The organism is Streptomyces sp. NBC_00078, from assembly GCF_026343335.1.
GTDB lineage: Bacteria > Actinomycetota > Actinomycetes > Streptomycetales > Streptomycetaceae > Streptomyces.
Map to the genome: position 1 here is coordinate 8,774,671 of NZ_JAPELX010000001.1, position 11,804 is coordinate 8,786,474.

The 11,804-nt window shown below is 69.2% G+C and carries 9 protein-coding genes; 6 read left to right on the top strand and 3 right to left on the bottom strand.

The annotated features are described in order from the left end of the window. Window positions 1-474 precede the first annotated feature (474 nt). The gene (locus OOK07_RS40860; RefSeq protein ID WP_266801636.1) at window positions 475-1,305 is read left to right on the top strand and encodes a class I SAM-dependent methyltransferase; all 831 of its coding nucleotides are present in this window, start codon (window positions 475-477) and stop codon (window positions 1,303-1,305) included. A 138-nt stretch (window positions 1,306-1,443) separates the two neighbouring features. Here the strand turns inward: OOK07_RS40860 and OOK07_RS40865 are convergent, their stop codons facing one another. After that, on the bottom strand, window positions 1,444-1,698 hold the full coding sequence (locus OOK07_RS40865) for an acetyl-CoA synthetase (RefSeq protein WP_266801637.1): 255 nt from the start codon (window positions 1,696-1,698) through the stop codon (window positions 1,444-1,446). A 622-nt stretch (window positions 1,699-2,320) separates the two neighbouring features. Between OOK07_RS40865 and OOK07_RS40870 the strand changes: the two genes are divergently transcribed. Continuing rightward, window positions 2,321-2,959: an ATP-binding protein gene (locus OOK07_RS40870; protein WP_266801638.1), complete on the top strand. Its 639-nt coding sequence runs from the start codon at window positions 2,321-2,323 to the stop codon at window positions 2,957-2,959. Between the two features lie 180 nt (window positions 2,960-3,139). On the opposite strand, the gene OOK07_RS40875 is transcribed toward OOK07_RS40870, so the two are convergent. Then, entirely contained in the window at window positions 3,140-3,574 is a 435-nt protein-coding gene (locus tag OOK07_RS40875; protein ID WP_266801639.1) for a VOC family protein, read from the bottom strand. 166 nt (window positions 3,575-3,740) lie between these two features. On the opposite strand from OOK07_RS40875, the gene OOK07_RS40880 reads away from it, so the two are divergent. From OOK07_RS40880 to OOK07_RS40890, 3 genes are all read left to right on the top strand, one after another. After that, on the top strand, window positions 3,741-4,568 hold the full coding sequence (locus OOK07_RS40880; RefSeq protein WP_266801640.1) for an SCO6745 family protein: 828 nt from the start codon (window positions 3,741-3,743) through the stop codon (window positions 4,566-4,568). 169 nt (window positions 4,569-4,737) lie between these two features. Beyond that, window positions 4,738-5,115: a VOC family protein gene (locus OOK07_RS40885; protein ID WP_266801641.1), complete on the top strand. Its 378-nt coding sequence runs from the start codon at window positions 4,738-4,740 to the stop codon at window positions 5,113-5,115. Between the two features lie 486 nt (window positions 5,116-5,601). Further along, on the top strand, window positions 5,602-6,324 hold the full coding sequence (locus OOK07_RS40890) for a dienelactone hydrolase family protein (RefSeq protein ID WP_266801642.1): 723 nt from the start codon (window positions 5,602-5,604) through the stop codon (window positions 6,322-6,324). Window positions 6,325-6,585: 261 nt separating this feature from the next. Here the strand turns inward: OOK07_RS40890 and OOK07_RS40895 are convergent, their stop codons facing one another. Beyond that, window positions 6,586-10,284, bottom strand: a complete 3,699-nt coding sequence (locus OOK07_RS40895) for a LamG-like jellyroll fold domain-containing protein (protein WP_266801643.1) — start codon at window positions 10,282-10,284, stop codon at window positions 6,586-6,588. A 409-nt stretch (window positions 10,285-10,693) separates the two neighbouring features. Here OOK07_RS40895 and OOK07_RS40900 point away from each other — a divergent pair, with 409 nt between their 5' ends. Continuing rightward, window positions 10,694-11,716: a LacI family DNA-binding transcriptional regulator gene (locus tag OOK07_RS40900; protein WP_266801644.1), complete on the top strand. Its 1,023-nt coding sequence runs from the start codon at window positions 10,694-10,696 to the stop codon at window positions 11,714-11,716. Window positions 11,717-11,804: the final 88 nt, after the last annotated feature.

Consider the following 11,804-nt stretch of genomic DNA (forward strand, 5'->3'; position numbering starts at 1 on the left):
TGTTGCCGCACTTCCAGTCGTCCGCATCGTGCGGAGGGCAGGCCTCCGATGCGTGAAGGGACGGATGCCCAGAAGGGCACTGTTCACGCGTGCAACGTCCCGAACGGGCTTATGGGCGGCCCGCGACGAAGGATGCCCACCAACCTCCTTGCGCCGATCGGCGTAGCAACGGCGCGCCTTGGGTGGGGAGGCGGGCGCCGGTGCAGGATCTGTGGGGCGGCGGCCTCAGGACGGGCCGCCCGGCATTGCCCCATCGCGCAAATGAGGTCCGGCAATGAAACCGTTGGACGAGCTCACCCGCCTGACATGCCGCCCGTTTTCCCGGCGCACCGCGTGCGGCGGCCTCCCGTATGTCCGGCGCACCGCGTGCGGAAAGCCCGGTCACACCGGGGTATGGAACCGGAACCGCTCCCTGTCCGCGCGGCGGTTGTTCGACCGGCTCGATGGCACTCTCAGCGTCACGCCGGTCGCGTCGTGAGTGCCGCTGCGCGCGGAGATGCGCCGGGTGAGGGCCGTTACGGCGAAGCCGTCTTCCCTCCGCAACAGGCGGGCGAGGGGGAGCGCATCGACTTCGGCGCCCTGGCCTACGACGACATCACCGTGGCGCGGTTGCGGGCACTCGGGGTCGGCCCGGGTTGGCGCTGCCTCGACGTCGGCGCCGGGACCGGCACGGTCGCCCGCCGGCTGCTGGAGGAGGCCGGGGTGACGAGCGTGCTCGCCGTGGACCGCGATGTTCGCTTTCTCGCGGAGCGAGCCGTGCCCGGGCTGGACGTGACAGAGGCCGACATCACTGCTCCGGGCTTCGTCACGGGCCGCCGGTTCCGGCTCGTCCACGCGCGGTTCGTGTTGATGCACCTGGCCGAACGCGAACGGCTGATCACGACACTGGCCGAACTTGTCGCGCCCGGCGGTGTTCTGGTACTCAGCGACGCGCTCGACCTGACGAGCGACCGGACGCCCAGCACGCCGTACACCAGGGTGATGCAGTCGATGTGGCAGGGGCTGCGCGCCACCATCGGCACCGATGTCTCCTGGGTGCCGTCGTACCCGCACCTGCTGCGTGGGGCGGGGCTCGGGCCCGTTGCCGCCGAGGCCCATGTGCCTCCGCTGGTGCCCGGCAGCCCCATCAGCCGTTTCTGGGCGGACACATGGGAGCGAAGCAGGGGGGCGATGGTTGCCACCGGCCTGGTTGACGACGCAGCCGTCGACTCGGCGCTCCGGTACCTCGACTCCGACGAATGCGCCGCACTGTCAGCCGGCATGCTCACCGCCTGGGGCTGGAAACCCGAGGAGACGGCGAGCTGACCGCGAGCTGACCTGCGGCAGTTCGGCATGGTGAACGTCTGGTTCAGGCAATCGCGGGCCACCACGAGGCTCGGGCACGGCGTCCTCCCGGACCAGGTCGAGGCAGCCTGTTCGCCTGCGGCAAGCAGCTTCAGGGACTCATCCCTGTGCCGGGTACGGCACCACGCTCACGTGCAGTGTGAGGGCACCGCGCGCCGCGCCCGCCACGTCCGGGGCCTTCGCCAGCGCGGTGATCTCGACCGTGCCGCCCCGGGTACCCGCGCACCGCAGCGAGGCGTGGGCCGTGCCGTCGGCATCCAGCCGCCAGCCGGAGACCTGGACGACGGCCGGCGTAGAACTGCGCACGGCGATCCAGCGCTTGTCGTCAGCACGGGGCCGCAGGACGAGGGACATCGCGGTTCCGGGCCGTACGCACAGCCGCTGTTCGACCGGATCGCCCGGGGCGACGCTGACAGACGTGTGCCCGGCGGCACAACCGGCCGCCGAGGACGAGGGCGCCGTAGCTGATCCGCTCGGGACTGCGGGCGAGGACGTCGTGGCCGATTCGCCCGGACTCGCGGACGAGTGCGCCGGTGCCGTGGGCGACGGCCGCGTCGAGCCGCTCTCTGAGGCGCTTCCCGTGGAGCCTCCGCCCGCAGACGTGCCGCACGCTGCCAGGACAACCGTCCCGGCGACCACCAGCCCACCGGACCACCACCGCATCCCAGCACCTCCCGAGGTGGAAGTGTAAATCCAACGGCGATACGACGCTCATGGAGAGACGTCAAGGGACGGGCGGGGGCCGACGGCGGGGCGTGGATGTGGCACCTCCTCGGATGGCGCCAGGGTCGAGCCGGGGTCCAGCGCCGATCGCGGAACTCCCGTATGAGCGAGGCGACTCCCTGAGATCACGCCAGGTCCCGGCGCGCGAAAAGCACTCGCGAACCCGTGATCGTCATGGCGTGGAACGAGCGTTTGCGGTGAGCTCCGCGTTGGTCGTCGTTCTGAGCGGAACAGGATGCCGGATACTCGCGGGATGGATGGATCAAGGGCTTCGTGGATCAACACCACCCACGACTGGGCCAGCGCCGTGGACCTGGGCCATCTCGCCCGGATCCGCCGGGAACCAGCGAAGTTTGCTCCTGGTGGCCCAGCGCACCTCGTCCTTGAAGTCGTCGCCTACGCCGCTGACGAGGCATCGAGTCGAGGGGGTGGACGCTGTGCGATCACTCTGCACCGCGACGGCTCGGTGTCCGTGGTCGACGACGGACGAGGCACCGACACCCGCGTCGATGATCACGGCCGGATCGTGAAGAAGCCGGTGATGGCATCGAAGGACCTGCGGTTCTTCGACTCCCCGGACGCCGAGCGACTTCCGGACGGGCATCCACGTCGCGGCATGTCCGTCGTAGCGGGGCTGAGCGAGTGGCTGATTCACACCAACCGCCGTGGCAACGGGGCTTGGACGCAGCGCTATGAGCATGGGGTTCCTGCGACTGGCCTGGAGCCTGTCGGGGCCGATGGGACCACCGGAACGCTCGTCTGTTTTCAGCCGGTTGAGTTGCTCCGCTCGCAAGCGCCGTTGACTGCAGGCGACCTGACACGGTGGATCGCCCACTGGTCCGACCTGGAGGTTCGCGTCGACGACCGACGTGACAGCGTTGGGATCAGCTGATCAAGGGAGTCTCGCGGGCGACGCTGTCAGATGAGGAGAAGCCCGGCGGCCAACGCACCGGCCAGTGTCCCGGCGGCAGCCGAGCGGACGGCGGACCAGGTGGCGGTGATCCGGCACCCCGGTCAGACAGCAGGTGCTCGGCATCGCCGGACTCCACAACCTCGCCGTCTCGGAGGATGTTCAGTCGAGACAGAACTCGTTGCCCTCGATGTCCTGCATCACGATGCACGACTCATTGACGCCATCGGCGCGCAGAAGTCGTTCGCGGACCGCACCGAGCGCGACCAGTCGTGCGCATTCGGCCTCGAGTGTGGCGAGGCGCTCATCGCCCACGAGCCCCGTGCCGGCCCGCACGCAAAGATGAACCCGATTCTTGACGACCTTGCCTTCGGGGACACGCTGGAAGTACATGCGCGGGCCGACACCTGAGGGATCCATGCAGACAAACCCCGCACCCTGGCGCTCGGGCGACAGCGAGCTGTTGAAATCGTCCCAACTGGCAAACCCCTCCGGGGGCGGCGGTACGACGTACCCCAACACCTCGCACCAGAAACGAGCGAGGCGCTCGGGTTCCGCGCAGTCGAAGGTGACTTGGAACTGCTTGATCGATGACATCGGCGCACCCTAGCAGGGGCTTCCCTTGCTCATATCCCGCTGTGGATCCGCAAGTCGTCGGGGGGACGAGCTCCGGGAGGGGCGGGAGTTCGACTGCCGCACCCAGGGGGCTTGTCCAGCGGCCTGTAGCCGCCTCCACGAGGCGGCTACAGGCATGATGTGGGCCATGACTCACGTCGCCCGCCGCATGTTCGAGCTCTTGGAGCCGATCTGCTTGGTCACCTTCTTCGCCGACGAGTGCAACGAGGAGCTGGCAGCGCTCGGCCACCGCACCTACTGGGACGGCTACTTCGCCAGCCGCGCCGCGCCGCTGGGGCGGGTGCCGGCGCAGGTCGTGCACGCGGCCTTCTACAGCTTCGCCGACGGGGAGGCCGCGCGGCACATCCCGAGTGCGTGGGAGACGATCCCGCCCGAGGCGTCCGTCGCCGCGCGGGAGCGGGGCAGCGCGGCCTCCCTACGGCGGATCCTCGGCGAGAAGTCGGCCGACTCCCCGGGCCTGGTGCGCGCCGCCGACCTCACCACCAAAGCCGCGACGAAAGCGCCCACAGAAGGCCGGGTGATGTACGCGGGGATGCGTACCCTTCCGGTGCCGAGCGACCCGGTCGCCCGACTGTGGCATTCCGCGACCATGCTGCGCGAGCACCGTGGTGACGGGCACGTCGCCGCTCTCGTCGGCGCGCGCATCGGCGGCACGGAGGCCCACGTGCTCAGCGCACTGGCGATGGGCATCCACCCGCCGGAGTCGTTCGGGCGCATCCACCACCTGCCGAAGGAGCGGCTGGCCGCGGTCATGGACGGCTTGCGCGAGCGCGGACTCGTCGACACCGGCGGCCACTTCACCGACGCCGGTCGCGAGACCAAGCAACGCATCGAAGCCCTTACCGACGAACTCGCCGCCCCGCCGTACGACGCCCTGTCTCCCGCTGAGCTCGACGAGCTGGTCGCCGAGCTCGAACCCATCACCGCGACGCTGGTGGCCGCGGGGTCGCGATGACGAGGAGCGACTGACGGGACGAGGAGTCCGCCCTCCGTCGGCGAGTTCTCGGCCCGGTATTCACGCCCGAGGTGCTCGATCCAACCGTCGACTTCCTGGCGGCATGTCCATGCCGACGAGTTGGTTCGACGAGCCGCGCGAGCCCGGCGCCGTTCTTTAGGATGATCGCATGCTCACGTTCACCGATGTAATCCTTGACTGTCCCGACCCCTGGAAGCTGGCCGAGTTCTACGCCGAGCTGCTGGGCTGGGAGATCAACACCGATATCAGCACCGAGCACTGGGTCAACCTGCGCAACGACGGCGTCGAGTTGTCGTTTCAGCGGGTGGAGAACTACAAGCGGCCCAGCTGGCCGGACCAGGAGCATCCGCAGCAGTTCCACCTCGACTTCGAAGTGGACGAGTTCGAGCCCGAGCACCGCCGCGTGATCAAGCTGGGCGCCACCCTCCAGAAGAGCTTCGTCGGCGAGTCCGGCTACGGCTGGCAGGTCTACGTCGACCCGGCCGGGCATCCGTTCTGCCTGTGCCGCAACCGTCCCCAGTCCTGACCGCGCACGGCGAGCAGCCGCCGCGGCTCTGAACGGCGCCGGGGCCCGGCAGATCCGCGGTCGGTCGCGGGCGCTCACCACGGCCACCAGGACGGCATGGAGGGCGAGTTCGGCGCCTTGGGCCTTGTCCTCAACGCGCTCGTGCTGTTCGACACCGGTACTTGGACGCAGGTGAACCAGCTGCGGCGACCCCCGGCCCGCCGACGACTGGTCGTTTCGTCACTGCTTGTCCTGACGATGACGACGACCACGGCCCGTAATCAGGAGGCACTGACCAACGCCGGCAGACACGCGGCGGGTCCCGGGGGCTTCGCAAAAACCCGTTGGCGGACCACGGCTGCCACTGCTACGTTTCCGGAGGCCGTGCGAAAGAGCGAGGAGGTGGTACCCGTGAACATATCGACGTGGGTGCTCCCCTCCGGGGTCGCGGTCGGGCGATAGGTCGTCCGGGAGCGCCGTTCATGCGCACTCCCGAAAGGCACGACCATGCAGTTCACCTCCCAACAGCGCCTCGACGACGGCGTCCTCGAACGCGAATTCACCCTCGGTGAGATCCCCGGCATCCTGTGGACGTCCGGATCCGCACCTGCTCCGCTGATACTGATCGGCCACAACGGCGGCTTGCACAAGCGGGAATCGCGGCTGGTGGCCCGGGCCCGGCACTGCGCGGCGGAGTACGGCTACGCGGTGGCCGCCATCGACCACCCCGGGCACGGCGACCGGCCCCGTTCCGCCGTCGATGAGCAGGCTCGCGCCGTCCTCCGCCGGGCGATGGCGGCCGGCGAGCCGGTCGACGAGATCTTCGAGTCCTTCATCGTCCCGCTGGTCGAAAAGGCGGTCCCGGAATGGCGGACCACGCTGGACGCCCTCCTTTCGCTGCCCGAGATCGGTGGCCCGGTGGGGTACTCGGGGATGACCGCCATCGGCATCCGCCTTGCGGTGGTCGAACCGCGCATTGCGGCCGCCGGTTTCTTCGCCGGGGGTTACGTGCCCCGCGCCCAGCGCGAGGAGGCCCGACAGGTCGCCATTCCGCTGCTGTTCCTGCTGCAGTGGGACGACGAAGGCAACCCCAGGCAGCGCGCACTGGACCTGTTCGACGCCTTCGGCACCAAGGAGAAGACGCTGCACGCCAATATGGGCGGGCACGCCGGCACCCCGTGGTTCGAGGTGGACGACGGGAACCGGTTCTTCGGCCGGCACCTGAAGTGAGGACGGGCCGTCAGGCCGGCAGCGGACGGTGGGCGGCGTCGGCCAGGATGCCCCCCCATCAGTGACAGGTCCCGACCGGGCAGTCCGTACGCCGGTCGCGCCTGACGGCCTCTCCTCGGCCGGAGCCAGCCTCGAAAGGCAGAGCGCCCGGGTCCGCCGACTGTGACGGACCCGGGCGCGAGGCTCCGCTTGCGGCTACTGGCGGCACGGGTGGGTGTGCGCCTTTCGCCGGCAGCCGTTACCTCATCTACCTCATCTACCTCATCGCGTCTCCCGCGCCTCGTGCGTCTTCCGTGTCTCCCGCGCGTACGGTGCGACGGTGATCCGGTCGATCAGGGGTGCGAAGCGGGAGCGGAGCAGCACGCCGGGGAAGGTGTCCGAGGCGTAGGTGGTGCCGTCGAAGTTCGGCAGCTCCTCCGAGCGGAAGGTGATCGTGTTCGGGCCCTTCTTGAGGCGGACGGGGACGGTCAGTTCCCAGAAGTTGTTCTGGTGGAAGGTGTGGGGGAAGCTGACCCGCTGCGTCGCGCCGCCGCCCACGGTGATGTCGGCGTGGCGGGCGAGTGGGTCCGGGTTGTAGTGGGTGGCCTCGGACTGTTCCGGGTTGGAGTAGCGGATGCGCAGCGCGTACAGGCCGGCCGTGTCCGCGGCGACCGTGAACGTCGCCGTGTTGCCGTTGCCCGGGTCGCCGCCGATCCCGGTGATCGCTGTGCCGTCGGTGGCAAGGGACAGCGGCGTCAGCGTGGCCGAGCCCGCGAGCTTGGCGTCCTGCGCCTCGTAGGTACGCCCCTTGAGCGTGCCGTCGGTGGGCGTGACCGTCAGACGATCTACAAGGGTGGCGGTCGAACCAGGAGCCGAACCACCGGTCACCGTCACCTTGTTGACACCGCCCGAGAGGGAGACGGCCACCTCGTGCCGGCCCTTGGTCACGTGCAGTACGTCGTGACCGTTGACGGACAGCCGAGCGTCCGCGCCTCCGAGGGTGTCGACTTCGAGCGTGGCCTCCCGGTCGGCGGGGGAGTAGACCCAGAACGTGGCCGTCTGGTTCCTCGCGAGGCGGACCGCGCCCGAGCCGGTGGCGGGGGTTGCGGTGTGCTTCGGCAGGTCGTAGACGGGCAGTGCGCCACCGCCCGTCCAGGCCAGTTCGCCCTCGTAGACCTCGGTGGCCGCCGACGCCTTCGGCAAGGACAGGGTGAGGCGGTCGACGATGGCGTCGCCCTTGGTGGCGCTCTTGCCGTCCAGGCTCTTCGCGGCGAGCGTCAGGGTGTGCCTTCCCTTGGTGAGGTGGACCTTGGTGTCGGTGTGGTCCCACACCACCCACTTGTAGCCGAGTGGCAGGTACAGCTCCTGCTCGCTGTCCGCCTTGCCGTCCACCCGCAGGAAGACGTTGGTGGGCCCCTGCTCCTTGACCTTGTCAAAGGTGTTGAGGGAGTTGGCGAAGGTGCTCAGGTCGTAGGTTCCGTCCTCGGGCACGTCCACGGCGAAATCGAGCGAGACGTCCGAGCCGGTGCGCAGACCGCCCACGTCGTAGCCGCCGGAGGTGTAGAACTTCGACACGTCGCCGGTCGAGCCCTCCGGGCCGTTCTTGGTGTAGCCGGACCCGGTGTGGGCGGCGTCCTCCGCCTCGTACGACCCCTGCCAGCGTACGGGCGGGGACTGCGTGCCCTTCGCCTTGCCGGCCGGGCTCAGGACGATCTCGTACGCCGAGGATTCCTTGAGATTCGGCAGCCCGCCGTCGCCGAAGTCGACGACGACCTGGCCGTTGTCACCGACCCTCAGGTTCGTCTCCGTCAGCAGCTTCGGGCCGGAGTTGTCGCCGACCTGCCCGCTCCACTCGATCTCGCGCACCCAGGCGTGGACCTGGTCCCCGAAGACCTTCTTGGGGACGCCTGCGAAAGTGATGTGGCCCTTGCCGGTGGAACCGCCGAAGATCAGCCGGGCCTGTTTCTTCTTCTCGTCGAGCGTGGCGACGCCCTGCATGGTGTAGTTCTGGCCGGGGAAGGGCGGGGCCACGTCCACCGTGTGGCCGCTCATCGAGGCGTATGAGTGCAGAAGCCACCACTGGCCGTTGCCGCGGTTGGACTGCACGGCGGAGTCGGAGAGGTTGCCGTCGATGTTCCAGTACGCGATGTCGGCGTCCACCTTGGACTCCTCGATCGCGGACACCCACTGGATCATCTGGCCGGGGACGGAGGTGTGGTAGTTGAAGGCGTACTCGTTGATGTTGACGGGGAGTTGGGTGCCCTCGTGGTCGGTGCCCTTGAACAACTCCTTCTCCCACACCCGGTACTTGGCGACGCTCTCACGCACAGCTTCCGGGTGGCTCAGCTCGTGCCAGGTGATCACGTCCGGGAGGGTGCCGGCGGCCAGGGTGTGAGTGAGGAAGCCCTTCACCTGGTCGTACAGGACGCTGGTGTTGGGGCCCGCGATGCGGGCGTGCGGCATCCTGCCCTTGATGAGTTTGTAGGCCTCGTCCCAGGCGGCGAAGTAGTCGGCGGGGTCGTTGAGCCAGCTGACCTTGTTGTAGCTCCACTCGCCGGTGCCGAACATGTTGCCCTCGGGCTCGTTGAACGGCACGAAGACGATGTTGTCCTGGTACTGCTTCGGCAGCTGCAGAACCTGGTCGACCTGTTTGGCGAGCTTCTCCTCGTAGAGCTTGAGCTTCTGCGCGGGAGTGTCGCCCGGCCACTCGTACGGGAAGCCGCGGTGGATGTCGGTCATGTAGATGTACACGTCACCGTCAGTGGAGTCGGCCAGCGGCTTCACCACGTCCAGCGCGTCGGCTCCGGGGTGCTGCGGGCCGTCCTGGGCCTTGGTGGAAACCGTGCGCAGGCCCATACCCTCGATGAGGTTGTTGGTGGGGACGCCGGGCCCGTACACGCCGTAGAGGGTGCCGGAGGCTCCGCCGTGGAAGGCGCCGGTGTCGGAGCCGAGGTCGACGGTCAGCTGTCCCTCGCGAACCACGGTGACGGTCGCCTTCACCGTGCGCCCGGCCGCGGTTCCGGCCACCTCGAACGTCCCCGGCCGGGCGTACTTCTCAGGCGGTACGTCGTCCCAGGTGACGGGGGTGTCGCGGTCGTAGCCGTCGGAGAACGAGGCGCGGACCGCCGCGGGGAGGGACGGGGCGGTCCCGGCGGTCGCACGGACCTCGAACGACGTCCGCGAGAGTTGCTGGAGGGTGGGGAGGTTCCCGACCGTGCCGGCCACCTGTTCGGGGCTGAGCGCCGAGTGCCAGACCTTGAAGTCGTCGATCGCGCCCTTGAGCAGCGGGTCCTGGTAGAAGGACTTGCCGATGTAGCCGGCGGCCGTGGCCGAACCGTCCAGCAGGTCCTTGGCCTTGACGGTCGTCGCGGCGGAGGAGACCGCCAAGCCGTCGAGATAGGTGGTGACCCGGTGAGCGGAGGTGTCGAGGGTGACGGTGACGGTCCGCCAACCGTCGGCGGGCAGGGGCGCGTAGCCCAGGACCTGTGCCTCCGCGCCGCCTCCGCCGGTGGTCACCGCGGTGCGCAGCACACTGCCGTTGGAGGGCGTGGTGAACAGGTACCTGGTGGTGTCGGTGCCCAGGTCGAAGATCCGTTGCCAGGACGACTTGTCGTCGCTCCACTTCACGCGGGCCGAGACCGTCAAGTCGGTCGCCGCGTTGAGTACTTCGCGGGGGAGACGGACATAGGCCCCGTCGGAGGTGGGCGCTCCGCCCGGCAGGGCGAGCGCCCGGCCGCCGTCGGTGCCGGTGACGGACTGGGCGGTCGAGCCGTTCACCAGGGTCGCCGTCAGACCGTTGCCGGAACTGTCGGTGATCTTGCCGGAGGCGAGATCGTCCTGGTCGAAGGTGTAGTGGGCGGCGGGCTGGGGCGTATCGGCTGCCTGCGCCGGGACGGCGGGCGCGGCCAGCAGGCCCCCGCCGAGCGCCAGTGCCACGGCGGCCGGGACACGGCGCCGGGCGGATCTGTCAGCGGATGGCATGGATTGCGTCCTCAATCCTTGATGTCGATGTGCGTCGAACCGGTTCGATGATGTGCGGCACGAGGGAACGGGGGAACATCTGAGGTGTGGGGGTGGCGGGCCCTGCGCGCCTTGGGGAAGGTCGGATCGGGGCCTTGGCTGTCGGAGGGATCTACGTCATCGAACCGGTTCGGGGAAGCTAGCATCGGTGCCTCCAGCCAGCAATCCCTTGTGCATATGGTTTTTGCGGCCGTATTACGGGTCGGAAAATTCCGACCAAGAGTGTTGACAGGTGCGGGGGCAGTTCCTACGTTCACTTCACGCGAACCGGTTCGACACACGGTCCGCGTTTCTCGTCCCACACCACGCCCTCACGACCGCGGGCGCCTCCTCCACCGAGGTGTCGAACCGGTTCGAGCAAGGAGTCGCCGTGAACATCGGTGAGATCGCCCGGCGGGCCGGTGTCTCGCGGAGCACCGTGTCCTATGCGCTGAGCGGCAAGCGCCCTGTCTCGGACGACACGCGCCGGAAGATCCAGGAGGTCATCGACGAGCTGGGCTACCGCCCGAACGCCAGCGCTCGCGCCCTGGCCAACGGCCGGACCAGCACCATCGGCCTCGTGTTCCCGCCGGCCGGCAACCACTACACCGGGATGCAGCTGGACTTCATCGGCAGCGTGGTGGAGGCCGCCGCGGCCCACGACTACGACGTGCTGCTCTCGCCGAGCGGTGTGGACAGGGACCGCTCCTTCCAGCGGTTGCTGGGGGAGCGGCGGGTCGACGGCGCCATCCTCATGGAGATCAGGCTGGAGGACGACCGGGTCGATCACCTGGCCGCCCTCGGCTTCCCCTCCGTCGCCATCGGCCGCACCGCCCACCCCGAGCGCGGCTGGTGGGTGGGCCTGGACCACACCGCGCTGGCGACGGCGTGCGTCCACCACCTGGCGGACCTCGGCCACCGCCGGGTCGCCTTCGTCAACCGTCCCGAGCAGCTGCTGCGGGCCGGATACGAGTCCGCGCAGCGAGGCCTCGACGGCTTCACCAAGGCTGTCGCCGAACGCGGGCTGACCGGACGGACCTACTGCTGCGGGGACGACGCCGCCTCGGGCCAGGCATGCCTGGAACGGATCCTGCACGACGACCCCGCCACCACCGCCCTGGTCACCCTGAACGAGGCCGCCCTGGGTGGCCTCTACCGGGGGCTCGCCCAGGCCGGCCGCCATGTACCGCGCGACTTCTCCGTCACGGGCGTCGTGGCCGGCCGCTGGGCGGAGACGGTGACCCCGCAGCTCACCGCCGCGGACGTGCCGGCGGAGGAGATGGGCCGACGCGCCGTCGACCTGCTGGTGGAGCGGCTCGACCATCCCGACGCGCCGCCCCGGCACCATCTCCTCGCGCCCCCGATCTCCCTAAGGGCCAGCACCGGTCCCGTCGGAGCCGGTACGGCGTCCTGACCGCACCGACGTAACCCTCCCGACCTCACGTAGATCTCCTCACTCACCGGACGCTCGAACCGCTCGGCAACGCCGTTCGCACCGCCTG